This window comes from Burkholderia cepacia (genome assembly GCF_029962485.1).
In the GTDB taxonomy this organism is placed as follows: Bacteria; Pseudomonadota; Gammaproteobacteria; order Burkholderiales; family Burkholderiaceae; genus Burkholderia.
Genome location: NZ_CP073637.1, coordinates 1418239 through 1434491 on the forward strand (window position 1 = coordinate 1418239; position 16253 = coordinate 1434491).

General features: G+C 68.0%; 17 protein-coding genes. 2 read left to right on the forward strand and 15 right to left on the reverse strand.

Annotation, left to right across the window (positions count from 1 at the left end):
* Positions 1 to 47: 47 nt before the first annotated feature.
* From KEC55_RS06590 to KEC55_RS06610, 5 genes are read right to left on the reverse strand one after another with little or no spacing between them, the layout of a single operon-like run.
* Positions 48 to 1130, reverse strand: a complete 1083-nt coding sequence (locus KEC55_RS06590) for an alpha/beta hydrolase family protein (RefSeq protein WP_282507221.1) — start codon at positions 1128 to 1130, stop codon at positions 48 to 50.
* A gap of 13 nt (positions 1131 to 1143) precedes the next feature.
* A complete protein-coding gene (locus KEC55_RS06595) occupies positions 1144 to 2802 on the reverse strand; it encodes a bifunctional 3-(3-hydroxy-phenyl)propionate/3-hydroxycinnamic acid hydroxylase (protein ID WP_282507222.1) in 1659 nt (552 codons plus the stop codon).
* A 50-nt stretch (positions 2803 to 2852) separates the two neighbouring features.
* Positions 2853 to 3920: a maleylacetate reductase gene (locus tag KEC55_RS06600; protein WP_282507223.1), complete on the reverse strand. Its 1068-nt coding sequence runs from the start codon at positions 3918 to 3920 to the stop codon at positions 2853 to 2855.
* Between the two features lie 7 nt (positions 3921 to 3927).
* Positions 3928 to 4230 carry a Dabb family protein gene (locus KEC55_RS06605; RefSeq protein ID WP_282507224.1) on the reverse strand — a complete coding sequence of 101 codons (303 nt, stop codon included), beginning with the start codon at positions 4228 to 4230 and terminating at the stop codon, positions 3928 to 3930.
* The gene (locus tag KEC55_RS06610; protein ID WP_282507225.1) at positions 4227 to 5108 is read right to left on the reverse strand and encodes an intradiol ring-cleavage dioxygenase; all 882 of its coding nucleotides are present in this window, start codon (positions 5106 to 5108) and stop codon (positions 4227 to 4229) included. The genes KEC55_RS06605 and KEC55_RS06610 overlap by 4 nt, the downstream gene beginning before the upstream one ends.
* A 118-nt stretch (positions 5109 to 5226) precedes the next feature.
* Here KEC55_RS06610 and KEC55_RS06615 point away from each other — a divergent pair, with 118 nt between their 5' ends.
* Positions 5227 to 6150: a LysR family transcriptional regulator gene (locus KEC55_RS06615; RefSeq protein WP_282507226.1), complete on the forward strand. Its 924-nt coding sequence runs from the start codon at positions 5227 to 5229 to the stop codon at positions 6148 to 6150.
* 162 nt (positions 6151 to 6312) lie between these two features.
* Complete coding sequence (locus KEC55_RS06620; RefSeq protein ID WP_282507227.1) at positions 6313 to 7221, forward strand: SphA family protein; 909 nt, start codon at positions 6313 to 6315, stop codon at positions 7219 to 7221.
* A gap of 24 nt (positions 7222 to 7245) precedes the next feature.
* On the opposite strand, the gene KEC55_RS06625 is transcribed toward KEC55_RS06620, so the two are convergent.
* The 10 genes from KEC55_RS06625 to KEC55_RS06670 all read right to left on the reverse strand — a co-directional run bounded on the left by KEC55_RS06625 (position 7246) and on the right by KEC55_RS06670 (position 16119).
* The gene (locus KEC55_RS06625; protein ID WP_282507228.1) at positions 7246 to 7446 is read right to left on the reverse strand and encodes a hypothetical protein; all 201 of its coding nucleotides are present in this window, start codon (positions 7444 to 7446) and stop codon (positions 7246 to 7248) included.
* Between the two features lie 328 nt (positions 7447 to 7774).
* Entirely contained in the window at positions 7775 to 8077 is a 303-nt protein-coding gene (locus tag KEC55_RS06630; RefSeq protein WP_282507229.1) for a DUF3331 domain-containing protein, read from the reverse strand.
* Between the two features lie 333 nt (positions 8078 to 8410).
* Positions 8411 to 9316 (reverse strand): efflux RND transporter periplasmic adaptor subunit, encoded by a 906-nt coding sequence (locus KEC55_RS06635; protein ID WP_282507230.1) that lies wholly within the window; start codon positions 9314 to 9316, stop codon positions 8411 to 8413.
* 29 nt (positions 9317 to 9345) lie between these two features.
* Positions 9346 to 9546: a DUF1656 domain-containing protein gene (locus KEC55_RS06640; RefSeq protein ID WP_282507231.1), complete on the reverse strand. Its 201-nt coding sequence runs from the start codon at positions 9544 to 9546 to the stop codon at positions 9346 to 9348.
* Entirely contained in the window at positions 9536 to 11047 is a 1512-nt protein-coding gene (locus tag KEC55_RS06645) for an efflux transporter outer membrane subunit (protein ID WP_282507232.1), read from the reverse strand. The genes KEC55_RS06640 and KEC55_RS06645 overlap by 11 nt, the downstream gene beginning before the upstream one ends.
* 4 nt (positions 11048 to 11051) lie before the next feature.
* Entirely contained in the window at positions 11052 to 13217 is a 2166-nt protein-coding gene (locus tag KEC55_RS06650; RefSeq protein WP_282507233.1) for an FUSC family protein, read from the reverse strand.
* 48 nt (positions 13218 to 13265) lie between these two features.
* The gene (locus KEC55_RS06655) at positions 13266 to 14219 is read right to left on the reverse strand and encodes a LysR family transcriptional regulator (protein WP_348995443.1); all 954 of its coding nucleotides are present in this window, start codon (positions 14217 to 14219) and stop codon (positions 13266 to 13268) included.
* Positions 14220 to 14622: 403 nt separating this feature from the next.
* Positions 14623 to 14916 (reverse strand): putative quinol monooxygenase, encoded by a 294-nt coding sequence (locus KEC55_RS06660; protein WP_282507235.1) that lies wholly within the window; start codon positions 14914 to 14916, stop codon positions 14623 to 14625.
* A gap of 46 nt (positions 14917 to 14962) precedes the next feature.
* Entirely contained in the window at positions 14963 to 15349 is a 387-nt protein-coding gene (locus KEC55_RS06665; protein WP_282507236.1) for a DoxX family protein, read from the reverse strand.
* A gap of 131 nt (positions 15350 to 15480) precedes the next feature.
* Entirely contained in the window at positions 15481 to 16119 is a 639-nt protein-coding gene (locus KEC55_RS06670; protein WP_282507237.1) for a hydrolase, read from the reverse strand.
* Between the last annotated feature and the right edge of the window lie 134 nt (positions 16120 to 16253).

The window sequence follows — 16253 nt, forward strand, 5'->3', positions numbered from 1 at the left end:
TGCCGCACACGGTGTCGACCGCCAGCACGGCCGGCACCGTGCGCGGATCACCCGGCTGCCGCCCGCGCCAGCCGCTCGACGAACCAGTCGCACACGAACGCGGTGCGCTCGGACGCGTGGTTGTAGATCGTATGTTCGCCGTCGGGCCAGACCTTCAGCGTCGCATCATCGGACGTCGCCGCATCGAGAAACGGCTGCTGGTCGTCGAGCTGGATCAGCGGATCCTCGCCGCCGTGCAGCACCAGCAGCGGGCACGCGATGCGAGCGCGCCCGGACGAAAAGCTCATCCGCGCAAAGTTCGCCGCCACTGCATCGGGATCGTCGGTGCCGAGCATCGCCGCGGCCTGCTCGACGAACGTACGAAACGGCAGCAGCGTTGGCGCCGCGAGCGCGCCGTTCACGCAACAGGCCGCGATCCGTCGATCGCTCGCGGCGGTCGACGCGGCCCACAACCCGCCGATGCTGTTGCCCCAGATGCCGATCGGCCCGGGCACGCGATCGGCGACATGATCGACGAAGCGCCGGTACGCGGCGCTCATGTCGACGTCGACGAAGATCCGCTGTTCGAGCCGCGTCTCGCCCTGGCCGGGCCCTTCGGCGAGCAGCGTGGCGATGCCGCGAGCCGCGAGCGCGCGGGCGATCGGCCAGTACGCGAAGCCCCAGCCGCTCTGGCCGCCGAACACGATCACGGTGCCGCGCAGTTGCTCCACCGGCGGGCGGACCAGCCAGCCGATCAGGTGCGCATCGCCATCGCCGAACGGCGCCTCGACGCGCTCGATCCGCTTGTCGGACCAGCGCGCAAGGCCGTGCGACGCGTCGACGAGCCGCGCATAGAGCGCACGCTTGCGCGGCACGTCGTGATTGAACGCCATCTGCGCAAACAACAGATCGGCGATGGCCATTGCCTGCGCGTCGGCGGCCGTGACCAGGTGGCCGGCATCCGCCGCCTGCGCGGCGCGCGCGAGCTGCGCGTCCGCCAGCGCCTCGGCCGCGACATCCCACGGTTCGCCGGCCGACGTGCGGGCGTGCAGCGCGATCGCATCCGCGTAGTCCATCCCGCAGTCGAGCAGGCGCGTGACCGGCATCGCGCGCTGCAGCGACAGCGCGAACGGTGACAGTTCGGTCGTCATGTATCGGTCTCCTTCACGATGCGTGGGTGACGGCCGCCGAAGCCGCGGACGGCTCGCTCGACACGGCGGACCAGTGCAGTTTGCCGCGGAGTGCATCGACGAGCGCGCCGAGGTCGCGCAGGTCGGCCACCGAACCGAACACGATGAAATCGGGCCGCTTGATATACGCGGCAATCCCGTGCGCTTGCATGAACGCGTGCTGTTCGCCGTCGAGATCGACCACCGCATCCGGCGCGCACACGTCGTTAGCCAGCACGGCCACATGACAGCCGAGCTGAGCGAGGAACGCGCGCTGCGCATCGTCGAGATGGCGGGCAGGGTGCTCGCGCGTGACGAGCTGGAAGCCCTGGCCGACCACGTCGTCGAAGCGGCCTTCCGCCGCGCCGCGCCGTGCGCGGCCTTGCGGTGCCGGTGCACCGGTTGTCGGCAGCAGCGTGCCATCGGCTTCGGCGTGCACGATGCCGTGATCGAGTTTCGGGAACGGCGGCATCGGCGGCATGTTGCCGGAGCGGAATGCCGCGTCGCGCTCGGCGACCTTGCGCGGATCGTCCTCGTTGACGACCTGCCCGAGAAACAGCGACATCTGCGTGATTGCGCTCACGTGCGGGCGCCGCTCGGCTTCGTAGGTGTCGAGCAGGTCGGCGGACGCGCGCCCGGTCAGCACGAGATCGAGCTTCCACGCGAGGTTGATGCCGTCGCGCATGCCGGAGCAGGCGCCTTGCCCCATGTACGGCATCATCGTGTGCGCGGCGTCGCCCGCGAGCAGCACGCGGCCGGTGCGCCAGCGTTCGGCCATGCGCGTCTCGAACGTGTAGACGACATGACGCAGCAGCTTGAGGTCGTCCGGGCCGTAGCCGTAGTGATCCTCGAGCCACTTCCAGCCGGCGGCTTCGGTTTCCCATTCGGCCGTCGATTCGTTCGGCAGCACGCGCAACTCGAAACGCGTGCGCTTCGTGCCGATCGGCATGTGCATGTACGCACGCGCAGGATCGCAGTAGATCGTCGTGCGCGCGCAGCCTTCGCCGAGATCGCGCTTGTTCTCCGAATCGAGATTGAGCCAGCGTTCGTTGTAGCCGAAGTCGGACCGTTCGATGCCGAGCGTGCGGCGCACGAGGCTGTTCGCGCCGTCCGCGCCGATCACGTAGCGGGCGCGAATGACGCGCGGCTTGCCGGTCCATTGCGCGTCCTGGCCGCAGCGCGACGGATGCGCGGTCAGCGTCACGCCGTCGTCGTCCTGCTGCAGCGTGTCGACTTCCCAGCCGCGCAGGATCGTCACGTTCCTGAAGGTGCTGGCGCGCGCATCGATCGCATCCTCGATATCCGGCTGGTAGATCGAGATGTGCGCGGGATAGCCGCACGCGCGGCCGGTCCAGTTCAGTTCCAGCAGCAGGTCGCCGTTCGCGTCGCGGTAATGGTAGGTGTCGACGGCCTTTGCGTTGCGCAGCGCGTGATCGATGTCGGCGCTGGCCTGCACGATGCGCGCGGTTTCGCCGTCGATGTGCGTGAGGCGCGGCAGCCCGTAAGGCGTCGGCCAGCGTTCGAGGACGATTACGCGATGGCCGGCGCGGCCCAGCATCGATGCGGCGACGAGACCGGTCGGACCGTAGCCGACGATCGCGACGTCGCACGGTTCGACGGCATCGTGACCCTGTGCGCTCGGTTCGGTATTCATGTGGGGTGTCTCCATGACGGGTTCGTTTGTTGGTTTGTCGTGTGGTCGGCTCAGTGCGCGGTCGTGCCGGGCAGGTTGCCGTCGAAGGCATCCTGCAGCAGTGCGCGCAGGCCGTCGCGTTCGATCGGGCGCGGGTTCCAGTACGGGTTGGCGGCCGCGAGATCGGCCGCGCGATCGAGATCGGCCTCCTGCATGCCGATCGCCTTCAACGAGACCGGTGCGCCGTTGTCGAGCGCCAGTGCGTAGAGGCCGCGCGCGGCGTCGTTCGTCCCGATCGCGCGGGCGATCCGCTGCATCGCCTCGGGTGCATGCGCTGCGTTGTACGCGAGCGCGTGCGGCAGCACGACCGTGTGGGTCGGCGCGTGCGGCAGATTGAAGCTGCCGCCGAGCGTGTGACAGAGCTTGTGGTGCAGCGCCATGCCGACGTTGCCGAGGACCATCCCGCACAGCCACGCACCGTAGAGCGCGTCGCCGCGCGCAGCGAGATCGGCCGCGTTCCGGCGCACGCCGGGCAGGCCGCGCGCCAGCGCGCGGATGCCTTCCTCGGCGACGAGGCTCATGACCGGATTCGCATTGTTTGCGTACAGGCCTTCCGCTGCATGCGCAATCGCATTGAGGCCGCTCGTCACCGACAGCTCGACCGGCAGCGTCACGGTGAGCTCGGGATCGTAGATCACTGTTTTCGGCAACACGCGTGCATCGGAGCCCGTGCGCTTGAGGCCGCCTTCGGTCAGGCCGTAGATCGGGGTCATTTCGCTGCCGGCGTACGTCGTCGGGATGGCAAGGATCGGCAGGCTGCTTTCGAGCGCGATTGCCTTGCCGAGGCCGATCGTCGAGCCGCCGCCGATCGCGATCGCGCAATCGGCGTCGCATGACCGCGCAAACGCCTGCGCATCGCGGGCGATTTCGATCGGCACGTGCATCGTCGCGCGGTCGTACAGCCCGGCGGCACGTGCGCCGAGCCTGTCGACGATGCGTTGCGCGAGGCCGCGTTGCTCCGGCGTGCAGAGGACGATCGCGCGCTGCGCGCCGAGTTCCAGCACCTCGCGTTCGAGATGTTGCAGGCTGCCTGCGCCGAAGACGACGCGTGCCGGACGCGACTGATAGATGAAGTTCATGTCGTGGTCACTCCGTGGCGTAGTCGACCTGATGGCGTGCGATGCGCAGGCCCGTCAGTGCGTCGCGTACGCGTGCGTGTTCGGGATGCGTCGCGTAGCCGTCGAGCGCTTCGCGCGATTCGAATTCGGCGACGAGAATCAGGTCGCACGCGTAGTCGGCCGCGCTGAAATCCGCCCCGACCTCGAGGTGCGTCATGCCGGGAATCCGGCCGCGCAGGCTTTCGAAGGCCGTCTTGACGCTGGTGCGTGCTTTCGCGCGCTCGTGGTCGGTTGCGCCTGCAACGTTCCACATCACGACGTGCCGGATCATGCGGCACGCTCCGCGTGATTCAGCACGAAGTCGTAGTCGAGCGTGTAGAACGGCGTGTCCATTCGCGTTCCGTCGGGCGCGAGGCCCGGCGCATGCCGTACCCAGTCGGCGACGAGCGTCGAGCGCACGCCGAAGACGGCGTCGGAGTCGAGATAGCGGTCGCCGTCGCGGAACACGTGCGTGATCAGCGTTTCGTAGCCACGCGCATCGATCATGAAGTGCAGGTGCGCGGGGCGCCACGGATGGCGACCGAGCGCGTCGAGCATCGCGCCGACGGGGCCGTCGTGCGGAATCGGATACGGCTCGGCGAGGATCGAGCGGAATGCGTAACGGCCGTCGGCGCCGCTGCGCAGCCGCCCGCGCGCGCGATGCGTGACGGACCCGTCGTCGTCCGGCTGCTGCACGTCGTAGTGGCCGTCCTCGTCGGCCTGCCAGACTTCCAACGACGCGTTCGCGACGGGCGTGCCGTCGATGCCGCGCACATGGCCGGACACGAAGCAGGGCTCGCCGCACGCGCCGTTCGCGATGTCGTCGAACATCGCGAATTCGGGGCTGCCGTCGACATAGAACGGGCCGAATACGGTCGCCTCCGTGCAGCCGGCCGGTTTCGCGTGATTCTGCGCGGTGACGAGCGTCGACAGCCCGAGCACGTCGGACAGCAGGATGAACTCCTGGCGCTTGTCGTCGGTGATGTGGCCGACGGCCGTCAGGAAACCGATCGCGGCTTCCCATTCGGCCTCGGTGAGCTTCGTCTCGCGGGCGAACGAATGCAGATGCTGGACGAGGCTCGTCATCACCGTGCGCAGCCGCTCGTCGCGACAGCCGGAGAGCGACGCGATGACGGCCTGCGTGATGGTGTCTTCGTTGAGATTGCGCATAGGGGTTGTCTCCTGATGTCGTTCGATGGCGCGTTGACGTAACATTAATTCCTCCCAGAATCGTAAAAAAGATGGTTTGGAGGAGTTTTGTTCTCCGCCAGGTGGAAGAATCGAACGCATGGACAAGTGGACGCAGATCGAATTTTTCGTGCAGGTGGCCGAGCTGGGCAGCCTGTCGAAGGCCGCTGACCGGCTCGGCATGTCGAGCGCGGCGGCGAGCCGTTGCCTGAATGCGCTGGAGGAGCGGCTGGGCGCGCGGCTCGTCGAGCGCACCACGCGCCGCCTGTGGCTGACCGACGCGGGGCACGAGTACCACCGGCGTTGCGTCGCGATCCTGACGGAGCTGTCCGAGGCCGATGCCGCCGTCAACGAGGCGAGCGTCAATCCGGCCGGCACGCTGCGTGTGACCGCGTCGGTGTCGTTCGCATCGATCTATATCGCGCCCGCGCTGCCGGAGTTTCACCGGCGCTACCCGAACCTGAACGTGCAGATCATCGCGGCGAACCGCTACCCGGATTTCATCGAGGCCGGTATCGACGTGGCGATCCGCACGCGCGAGCACGAAGCCGATTCGGGCATCACCGTGCGCAAGCTCGCCGAGACGCGGCGCGTGCTGGCCGCGTCGCCCGGGTATCTGGCGAAGCATGGCGCACCGGCGACGCCCGATGCGCTGTGCGACCATCGGCTGCTGGTCTACAACCTCGCGAACGATCCGTACGTGCTGCATTTCCGCCATGGCGCGAAGACGCAGTCGGTCACGATCAAGAGCGTGCTCGATGCGAACGAAGGGCAGGTGATCCGTGCGGCGGCGCTCGCCGGGCTCGGCATCCTGATCCAGCCGCTTTACATCATCCATGACGATATCGTCGCGGGAAAGCTGGTGCCGGTGCTCACCGGCTGGCAACTGCCGGCGCTCACTGTCAACATCGCGTACCAGAGCCGCCGGCACCAGCCGGCTAAGATCCGCGTCTTCACCGAGTTCCTGATCGAGCGTTTCGAACGCCTCGGACTCGCGCGCAAATGGAAGGAAGTCGGCCGCTGATCGCGGGCCGGCGCGGCGCTGTCGCGCATTTCTCCGTGTGACGGAGAACTGTTCTCCCGATCGTCGTCTTTTTCGCCGCTGTCGTGCGTTTTACATTGCGTCTCCCCGGGCCGGCAGAGCCCGGCTCGCGATTACACGATAACAATCCGGTCTGGAGACGACATGAAACATGCATTGCGACGGGTGCCGTTGGCACTCCTGATCGCTGGAGCCATTCACGTTCCGGCGTCGGCCACGGAGAGCGGGCAGATCAGCTATCCGTTCGGCGTCAACACGGTGCTGAACGGGATGCTGCCGCCGCCCGGCAACACGCAGTACTTCAACTATTCGCTGTACTACTCGGCAAACCGCTTTGCCGGGCCGGACGGCGGCAACGCGGTGCCGGGGTTCCACCTGAGCGTCGTCGCGGAAACGCCGCGCGTCGTCCACACCTGGGGCGCGACGTTCGGGCCGTTCTCGCTGTCGAGCAGCGCGATCGTGCCGATCGTGCACCTGCATCTGTCGACGCCGGGCGGCACCGGCAACCGCACGTCGCTCGGCGACGTGATCCTCGAGCCGTTCATGGTCAACTACGCGAATGCGTCGAAGACCTTCTTCGCGTTCTTCTCACCGTCGTTCGCGGTGCCGAGCGGCGCATACTCGGTGAACCGGATCGCGAACACGGGGCTGAACACGTATGCGTTCCTGCCATATCTCAGTACGACGTGGTTTCCGGGCCGCGACTGGGAGATTTCGACGACCACGCTGCTGGAGCTGAACTCGCCGAACCACGCGACGCGCTACCACTCGGGCGCGGTCGCCGTGCTCGACTACCTGATCGGCTATTCGATCGACCGGCGCGTGCAGGTCGGCGTGCAGGGCACGTTCCTGAAGCAGTTCACCGACGATACGCAGGACGGCGTGAAGGTCGGCTCGGACGGCTTTCGCGGGCAAACGGTCGCGATCGGTCCGCAGTTGCGCTACATGTGGGGGCCGGCGTCGGGCGTGGTCGTGAAGTACCAGCACGAGTTCGCGGTGCGCAACCGGCCGCAGGGCGACAAGCTGTGGGTACAGTTCAGTTTTCCGCTGTAAGGGTGCCGGACCGGGCTTCGCGCGTCAGTGATCCTTGATCCTGACGCTGTAGCCGGCATCCTCGAACGCGACGACGAATTCCTCGGGGAACAGCCATGATTCGACCTTCACGTGCGACGTCGCGCGATCGATCTCGACCTTCGCGTCGGGGTCGACTCGCCAGATTTCATGTTCGACCGCGCGCGCGGTTTCGTCGTCGAGCGAGTGGTCCAGTACGAATTCCATGATCGGTTTCCTTTTGATGGCGGCCGCTTCCACATGAGCGTGTACGGCGCGGTTGGCGAACGAAGTCGATGACATCGCCGGCATCAGACAGCATGTGTCGACGATACGTGCAATCGTGTCAAACGATAAGCGGGCATCTGCGCGACGCACTGTCTCCTGGCGATCAACGAACCCGGTGAAATGTGTGCGAACGAGTCTCCGTCGTGCGCAAGACGTGTCGAAGCGGGTGCCGTCTGTTCCCCGGCAACGTACGGCTCGCGCAAACAGGTTTCGAAGAAGCACACCTCGTTCCGCGCGATCGACGCTGCATCACGCCGAACATCAAGCATCAAGCATCGAGCGACGCAACCGCGGCGGCTGCAATCATCGCGAGATGATTCGCGGGCCGCGGCCGACCGGTCGGACGAAACACGGCCTCGCCCTGCACGATCGCGCGGCCCGAATACGCGCACCGTCCGTCGCGTCGCGCGAGCGTGCGCCGCCACTTCTGTTCGCCGTAGTGCAGGCGGCCGCTTTCGACCCAGCGCACGAGGAGCGATTCGTGCGACCACTCGAGCAGCGTGACCTGAACCTGACTGCGACCGGGCGAAGACGCGCGCGGCGCGATGCCGACGGGAGTAACGGTCAACATGATTGATTGTCCTCGGTGCGACGGCCGCGAGACCGGCCCGCAACATGCGGTGACGAACGGGGGGGGCATCGGCTGACCGGCGCCACACGGGAGTTCATTCGGTACGCTGAATGCCATTGCCGGCCTCCTGTCGCCCTGTGAGATCGGCGCCCCTCGGGGTCGATCGGGACCGTGCGCGGTCGGTTCGGGATGCGTCGGCGCACTGTCCACATCGTCGACGAACCCCCAGTGTAAAAGCGCACGCAGCGCCATCGGAAGGCGTGCGACGAAGAACACGGTGTTGCTCGATATCGAACACCGGTGTGCCCGCGCGCATTCGGCCGCAATGCCGCGTCACTGGCGCGCCTCCGGCGCCGGGCTGCGCGCTGCCGCGTGCGGCGTCGGGCGCAGCGTGACCGTGCAGGTCGTCCCGGCCGCGAGGAACCCGTCGCGCGGCATGCCGTCCAGCCGGATCCGGACCGGTACGCGCTGCGCGAGCCGGACCCACGTGAAGATCGGATTGACGTCGGCGAGCAACGTCGAGCCGGCCGGGTTGTCGCGATCGCTGATGCCGCGCGCGACGCTTTCGACGTGGCCGGCCAACGACGGCCCGCCGGCGAGCAGCCGGATCTCGGCCGGATCGCCGACATGCACCTGGGGCAGCTTGGTTTCCTCGAAATAGCCGTAGACCCAGTATGAATGCGCGTCGATCAGCGCGAGGCGCGCGACGCCCGCGCTCGCATAGTCGCCCGGGTACAGGTTCAGGTTCGTGATGTAGCCGTCGACCGGCGCGCGAATCTCGCTACGCGCGAGATTCAGGCGCGCGACGTCGCGCGTCGCGAGCGCCGCCTGGTAACCGGCCCGTGCCTGCCGCGCGGCCGAGCCGGCGTCCTCGCGCACTTCCGCCGAGATCACTGCGCTGTCGAGCTGGGCACGACGCGACGCCTGCTGGCGGCGCATGTCGAGCTCGGCCTTGCGCAGGTCGACCTGCGCGTCGGCTTGCGCGAGCGCGTAGCGAAAGCGATCGGCGTCGATGCGAAACAGCACGTCGCCGCGGCGCACCGGCTGGTTATCGGCGACGAGCACGTCGGTCACGATGCCCGATACGTCGGGCGCGATATTGACGACCTTGGCACGCACGCGTCCGTCGCGCGTCCACGGCGCATACATGTAGCGGTTCCACAGCGCGTGGGCGAGCAGGATGGCGGCGGCGAACAGCAGCAGGGTGGCCGCCACGCGGAAACAGGTTTGGGCACGCATGTTGACTCGATACGAAGCAGGGTGATCCATCAGCCGGCCAGCAGCAGGCCGGCGCCGCAGAACAGGCACACGAACGCGGACACGCGGAACAGCGCCGGATGCCACACGTGCCGGTACAGCCCCGCGCGGGCGAGCACGCGGTCGACGATCCAGAAGGCGAGGCCGCAGCCGAGGAACGCAGGCAGCACGCCTGGCACGAGCAGCGACGCGAGCGGAAATTCAGCGAACATCGGGTACTCCTCGTGGTGGCCGGGCGGCGGCGTCGCCCGTCAGTTCGACGCCGCCGCCGAGCGCCGCCATCAGCTGCGCCCAGGTGTCGAGGCGTGCGGCGCGCACGCTGGCGAGCGCCTGCTGTGCCTGCAGAAGTTCGGTCTGGGTCGACAGCACGTTCAGGTAATCCGTGAGGCCCGCGCGATAGCCCTGCGTCGCATCGTCGAACGCGCGTTGCGCGGACCCGTTCGCCGCCTCGATGTCCACCTGCTGCTGCGCGAGCGACTGCAGCGACACGACCTGGTCAGCGACGTCGCGAAACGCCGCGAGCACGGCCTCGTTATACGTCTCGACCGCAAGGTCGTAGTCGGCGACCGCGACGCCGTAGTGGCCCTGACGCACGCCGCCGTCGAAGATCGGCAGCGAAATGGCCGCGCCGAACCCGTGCGTCATCGCATCGTTGTCGATGAACGTGAAGAAGCCGCCGAACGCCGCGGACGCGAGCCCGGCGCTCGCGATCAGGTCGATGTTCGGATAGAAGTCGGCGTGCGCGGCGTGAATCCCCTTGGCCATCGCCTCGACGCGCCAGCGTGCGGCGCGGATGTCCGGCCGGCGGCCGACGAGTTCGGCCGGCAGGTTCGCCGGCAGTGCGACCGGTACGTCGAGCCGCAGCGCGGGCCGCGCGAGCGCCGCGCCAGCGCCCGGCCCGCGGCCGGTGAGCACCGCCAGCGCGTTGCGCAGCACCGCGAGCTGCCGGTCGAGTTCCTCGATCTGCGCGCGGGTCGTCGCGACCGGCGTGCTGGCCTGCGTGACTTCGAAGCGGCTCGCGAGACCCGCCCGGTAGCGGCGCGCGATGATGTCGACGACGTCCTGCTGGCGCTTGCGGGTCGCCACGGCGACGTCGCGCTGGTCGAATGTCTTCGCGAACGTGACGTAGGTGCGCACGACCGCGGTTTCGAGCGTCAGGCGCGCGACGCGTGCGTCGGCCTCGGCCGCCAGCGTGCTGTCGAGCGCGCCGTCGCGTTCGGCGCGATGCTTGCCCCACAGGTCGAGCGGGTAGCCGAGGTTCGCGCCCACCGAGTTGTTCCAGACGGTGTTGCCGCCCGGTGGGCTCGGGCTCGCGAAGCGGGCGAAGCGCATGCGGCCGAAGTCGCCGCTCGCGGATACGATCGGGTAGCGCGACGCGCCGGCGACGCGTGCGAGTTCGGCATAGCGGTCGATGCGGGCCTGCGCGACGCGCAGCGCGGGGCTGCCGGCGATGGCATCGTCGACGAGCGCGTCGAGCTGCGGATCGTGCCACGCGCGCCACCAGTCGTCGCGCGGCCACGACGCCTCCGAGGCGGCTGCGGGCATGCCTTGCGCGAGCGTGTCGACATCGACGAGCGTCGCGCGCGGGGCGATGCCGCCGGTGTTCGCGCACGCACCGAGCCACAGCACGGCGAGCGCCGCGATCGCGTGCGTGGCGAGGAGACGGGGCGAGCGCGCCGCGCTGCGGCGCTCGGGATTACGCGCATGCGTCATCGGTCTAGGTGGGCAGGGTGGACGGGGGCTGCAGCGGGATGAGATTGCATTGCAGCGACACGAGGATGAAGTGGACGTAGTCGGCGACGCGCTGCGCCGTCCCGGTCGTGAGCAGCGGCGTGGCGTTCAGCGCGGCGAGCGCATCGGTGGCAGCGCGTTCGGCATCGCGCAGCGTCTCGGGCGACGGCTGCTCGAACAGGCGCGCAACCGCCGTACACAGCGCGCGTTCGTGCACACGCCACGCGCTGTCGGGCGGCTCGGCGGCGCCGGCCGTGCGCAGGTCGACGATGCTGCGACCGATCTCCAGCGACGCGAAACTCCAGGCGAACAGTTCCTGCTGACCGAGGTGGCCGGTTGCCGGTCGCGCGGCGATCTGCAGCATGAAATCGCGCACGCCCGCATCGAAGCGCGGCATCAGGCCGACGAGTTCGCCGAAGCACGCATCGACTGAAACCAGTCGCCGCAGCGCGTGGAGATAGCGTCCGGTCGCCCAGTCGCCTGCATACGGTGCGACGACGGAATAAGCGAGCGACGCGGCCACGATGCCAAGGATCGACGAGAAGCCGGCATCGAGCGTCGCGGTGGGCGCATAGACGCCGGGGTTGGTGATGTTGGTCAGGAAGCAGAAGTAGATGTTGAAGCCGAGGCCGAACGCGGCCGTCTTCGGAAACGAGTTCAGATACGCGCCGACCGCGACGAACAGCGCGACTGCCGCGGCGAGCGGCGCGAAGCCGTCCAGGCCGGGCAGCAGACCGAAATTGAACGCGAGACTGGCGAGCCAGGCGACCGCGCAGCCAAGCGCGACCTGGCGTGTCGCCGCGGCCGGCGCCGGCATGATCGAATACAGCGCGCTGGCGATCGTCGCGGAGACCACGGCACCGGCCGCGCCGGTCCAGCCCGACGCGATCCAGAACAGCGATACCGCCGACACCGCGACGATCGCGCGCAGTCCCGCCGCGGCGGACACCATGCGATTCGCGCTAGTGACGATCCGGGCCGGCGCCCGGGCCGTACCGGGTGCGATCGCGGCGGGCGCAGGCTGCAGACGAATCGCGACGAAGTCCGCCAGATATGCGCGCAGGCTGTCGAGCGCCTGTCGGAGCAGCGACAGGCCGGTCAGCGCATCGCGCGCGTCGGGCACGAGTGTCGGTGCGGGTTCGCGCGTACCGCTTTCCGGCAACCGCGCAACGACCTGGTCGAGTGCGTCGACGAGCTGCTCGACGACCCGCAGGTCGAACGTGCGCGCGGGATCGTCCGGCGGCAGCACGTGCGCGACGTCGTCGCAGGCGGCCGACAGCACGTCGGCCGCACGATGCTCGACAGCGAGGTCCAGGCGCGCGCGATACTGATGCAGCGCGTGGAAGCGCGCGCCGGCATCGAGGAATTGTCCGGCCATGCGCGTCATGATGTCGTTGCGCGCGCGCAGGTCGGGATCCTCGAACACCGCCGCGCTGCGCAGGTTCTCGAGTTGCGCGCGCGCGGCGACGAGCCGCATGTAGCGGCGGCTCTGTTCGTCGGTCGGCAGGGTCCGCGTGAGCGTGGCGCGCACGAAGCCGATGAAGTCCGCATAGTGGTCCTCGCCGGTCTTCATCAGCATTGCGCGAACATGGCGTGGCAGGATCAGCGCACTGACGACGCCGGCCGACAGGATGCCGATCGACACTTCTCCGAGCCCGGTGACGACATTGGCAATGATGTCGTAGGGACGTTCGATCGACGGAATCGCCGCGATGCACGTCGCATAACCGGCGAGCACGAAGCCGTACGACTGATAGTTGCGGAAGTACGCGGCGCCCCACGTACAGCAGCCGATCCACAGCACGAGTGCACCGAGGAACAGCACGCGCTCCTGCGGGAATGCACCGATCAGCACGATCGCGGCCAGGTTGCCGACCAGCATGCCGACGCCGCGATAGAAGCCGCGCGCCATCACCATCCCGCTGTGCTGATGCATCATCAGGATCACGACCGTCACCATCGCCGTGCGCGGGGCCGCCAGCTCCAGCCGCATCGACACGCTCAGCGCGAGCACGACGGCGACGGCCGTCTTCGCGACATGGATCAGGCGCGCGCCGTCGGTCCGGCCGTATTCGCGGCACATGCCAAGCAGCGTGCGTGCGAAGGTCGCTGCATCGAAGGGGCGCGTTATCGTGCGCTTGTCCGGTGGCATGGCGTGAGCGAAGGATGGATCAGGCTCGACAGGGTGGCGCGCATCTCTTCAGACGGAATCCGTCGACAGCGTTTCGTCGTGCAGCACCTTGTCCGTGCCGGCGGACCATGGCGAGTCGAGCAGCGCGATGCGCACGTGCTCGATGAACAGCTTCAGCTTGTTGCTTGCATACGGATTGCGCGGATAGACCGCGTAGATCACCTCGTCCTGAGGCGCTTCATCGGCGAGCACGCGTACCAGCCTGCCGTCGCGCAGATATTCGTCGGCGATGTAGCGCGGCAGCATCGCGATGCCGATGCCTTGCACCGCGGCATCGCACAGCGTCTCGCCGTTGTTCGACAGGAACACGCTGCCCGGGGTGATCGCGCGCGGCTTGCCGAGGCTGCCAGGTGTCGTGAACGTCCACGTGGCCGACGGCGCCGCGTGGCTGTAGTTCAGGCAGCGGTGCTCGAGCAGCGCGTCGATCGAGTCCGGTGCGCCGTGGGCCGCGAGATAGCCGGGGCTGCAAACGACGACACGCTCGCAGGTGGCGACGCGGCGCGCGATCAGCGCGCTGTCCGGCAGCCGCGCGGAGCGGATCGCGACGTCGAAGCGCTCGACTTCGAGGTTCACCGAGCGATCGTCGGTTTCGAGCGTGACGCGCAGCTGCGGATGCGCGGCGGCGAACTTCGCGACCGCCGGTCCGAGCCAGCGGCGGGTGAGGCTCACGGGCGACGTGATGCGCAGCTCGCCGCACAGGCCGTGCGCGCGTTCGGCGATTTCCTCGGCGACGTCGACGAGCCGGCGCATGGATTCCGACGCGGCGCGATAGAAGGTCAAACCGGCTTCCGTCGGCGTCACGTTGCGGGTCGAGCGCATCAGCAGCTGCACGCCGAGCGTGCGTTCGAGGTCGCTGATGCGTTTGCTGACGACGGACTTCGACAGGCCGAGCCGGCGCGCGGATTCGGTGATGCTCTGCCGCTCGACGGCGAACAGGAAGGCCTGGATATCGTCAATGTTCAGGGATTTCATGATGCAGTCCGAGGGGCGTCGGGCATGTGTCAGGGGCGGTCGTCTGTCGCGCTTGCCGCCGCGATCGACGGACGATACGGCGGCTTGCGGCGGCGCGAATGGTGCGACGAAAGCGCGATGCGCGGCGGCACGCGCTGCAATACGCGGAAACGCGACGCGTATCCGGCACGCCGAACGTAGCGCGAACGGGCGGTTCGCGGGCAGGGCGCTTCACGCGAGCCCGACGCTGTCGGTAGTCCGTATGGGTTCAAGCGTAGTGGAAGGTGTCGTCTGTCGATAGCCGGGCTGGATGGTCCTCAGTGTTCCGTGCATGGAACGATCGATCGCGCCACCGCCGGGGCGGCGCGATCGTCGAATCCGCGGCTTGCGCGCGTTGCCGGCCTGGCAGCGGCCGTCAGGCGAGCTGGTTGAGGCGATAGACCTCCACCTTGTCGACGGCGTCCCAGTCACGCGCCTGGAACGCGGCGATGTGCGGACTCTCGTTGTGATGGCTGGCGTGCGCCTGCGCGTCCTCCCACTGCTCGACGAACACGAAGCGACGCGGGTCGGCTTCGTCGATCAGCAGTTCGTAGCGCAGGTTGCCGCGTTCCTGCCGGGACGGTTCGACCAGTTCGGCGAGCCGGGTGCGCAGGCGTGCCTCGTGGCCGGCCTTTGCGTACAGCACTGCGACGATGTGCAGTTGTGTCATGTTCGTGCTCCGATCTCGTGCGCGTGCGGGGCGATGGACGGGCGGCTTACCCGTGGGTGACCAGGCGGCCGGGGCCGGCGGCGATCAGGATCATGAAGCCGCCGATGATGCTGATGTGTTCGAGGAAGCCGGTCAGCATCAGCGTGCGCTGGTTGCCTTGCTGGTTCCAGAAGTCGTAGAACACGATCGCGGTCGCGAGCGTGAAGGCCGCGAGCAGCACCGAGGCGAGCAGGGTCTGGAAGCCGACCATGATCGCGATGCCGCAGACGAGCTGGACGACGATCGTGCTGGCGAGCGCAAGGTGTGGAAGGGGCAGGTTCTTCGCGCGCACTTCCTCGAGGCCGTGCTGGAAGAACAGGAATTTGTTGAGGCCGCTCAGCACGAACATCAGCGCGATGAAAATGCGGCCCGCGAACAGGAGATAGTCGGCCATGGCGCGTTCGTATCCGGTATCGGTCGGAGGGGCGGTGTCGACGGCGGGCGTCGACGCGGTAGGTCGTTGCGGTTGCGCCCGGCGGTGTCCGGGCGGGCGCAACCGCGCGAAACGGCATGCGTCGTCGCGGCTCAGCTCTTGTCGTACGAGAACTGGATGCCGGCCGTGCCGCCGGTTTCAATGAACAGGTCGATGAATGCCGGCACGGTGGCGCTGCGCGCCCAGTCGCGCTGCAATTCGCAGAACAGCTGCGCGACGCTGATCATCTGGCCGCCGGCCTGCTCGATGCGGCGCAGCGCGGCTTCGTGCGCGGCGACCGACGTGCCGCCGACCGCGTCGACGACCACGTACACCTCGTAGCCGGCCTTCAGCGCGTCGAGCGCCGGGAAGGTCAGGCACGCTTCGGTCCACAGCGCGGTCATGATCAGTTTCTTGCGGCCGGTCGCCTCGACGGCCTTGCGGAATTCGACGTCTTCCCACGAGTTGATGCTCGTGCGGTCGTAAGTCGGATAGCCTTCGAGCGCCTTGCGCAGTTGCGGGATCGGCGGCTTGTTCAGGCCCGTCTTCACGTTCACGGTCGAGTGGACGATCGGCAGGCCGTACGCGACGGCCGCTTTCGACGCGCCGACGATGTTGTTGATCAGCAGTTGGCGATCCATCGACGCGATGGAGTTCACCTGGACCGGCTGGTAATCGATGACGATGAACGCCGCGTTCTGCGGGGTGAGCAGGTGGTCGTTCGCGGGGTCGCGAACCGGTTCGCTTGCCATGGTTCTCTCCAGATCAGGGTGGTGGGAGGCTGGGGATCACGATCGCGCCGTCCCGTCGTGCGGGCGCGATGCGATTCTGCTGCGGTGCGGTGCCACGACGATCGAAGCGCGACTGTGCGTGGCGACGTCGACGC

Excerpts from the sequence above, each read along its gene's own strand:
- KEC55_RS06590 (WP_282507221.1), bottom strand. The coding sequence starts at position 1,130 with ATGACGACCGAACTGTCACCGTTCGCGCTGTCGCTGCAGCGCGCGATG.
- KEC55_RS06595 (WP_282507222.1), bottom strand. The coding sequence starts at position 2,802 with ATGAATACCGAACCGAGCGCACAGGGTCACGATGCCGTCGAACCGTGC.
- KEC55_RS06600 (WP_282507223.1), bottom strand. The coding sequence starts at position 3,920 with ATGAACTTCATCTATCAGTCGCGTCCGGCACGCGTCGTCTTCGGCGCA.
- KEC55_RS06605 (WP_282507224.1), bottom strand. The coding sequence starts at position 4,230 with ATGATCCGGCACGTCGTGATGTGGAACGTTGCAGGCGCAACCGACCAC.
- KEC55_RS06610 (WP_282507225.1), bottom strand. The coding sequence starts at position 5,108 with ATGCGCAATCTCAACGAAGACACCATCACGCAGGCCGTCATCGCGTCG.
- KEC55_RS06615 (WP_282507226.1), top strand. The coding sequence starts at position 5,227 with ATGGACAAGTGGACGCAGATCGAATTTTTCGTGCAGGTGGCCGAGCTG.
- KEC55_RS06620 (WP_282507227.1), top strand. The coding sequence starts at position 6,313 with ATGAAACATGCATTGCGACGGGTGCCGTTGGCACTCCTGATCGCTGGA.
- KEC55_RS06625 (WP_282507228.1), bottom strand. The coding sequence starts at position 7,446 with ATGGAATTCGTACTGGACCACTCGCTCGACGACGAAACCGCGCGCGCG.
- KEC55_RS06630 (WP_282507229.1), bottom strand. The coding sequence starts at position 8,077 with ATGTTGACCGTTACTCCCGTCGGCATCGCGCCGCGCGCGTCTTCGCCC.
- KEC55_RS06635 (WP_282507230.1), bottom strand. The coding sequence starts at position 9,316 with ATGCGTGCCCAAACCTGTTTCCGCGTGGCGGCCACCCTGCTGCTGTTC.
- KEC55_RS06640 (WP_282507231.1), bottom strand. The coding sequence starts at position 9,546 with ATGTTCGCTGAATTTCCGCTCGCGTCGCTGCTCGTGCCAGGCGTGCTG.
- KEC55_RS06645 (WP_282507232.1), bottom strand. The coding sequence starts at position 11,047 with ATGACGCATGCGCGTAATCCCGAGCGCCGCAGCGCGGCGCGCTCGCCC.
- KEC55_RS06650 (WP_282507233.1), bottom strand. The coding sequence starts at position 13,217 with ATGCCACCGGACAAGCGCACGATAACGCGCCCCTTCGATGCAGCGACC.
- KEC55_RS06660 (WP_282507235.1), bottom strand. The coding sequence starts at position 14,916 with ATGACACAACTGCACATCGTCGCAGTGCTGTACGCAAAGGCCGGCCAC.
- KEC55_RS06665 (WP_282507236.1), bottom strand. The coding sequence starts at position 15,349 with ATGGCCGACTATCTCCTGTTCGCGGGCCGCATTTTCATCGCGCTGATG.
- KEC55_RS06670 (WP_282507237.1), bottom strand. The coding sequence starts at position 16,119 with ATGGCAAGCGAACCGGTTCGCGACCCCGCGAACGACCACCTGCTCACC.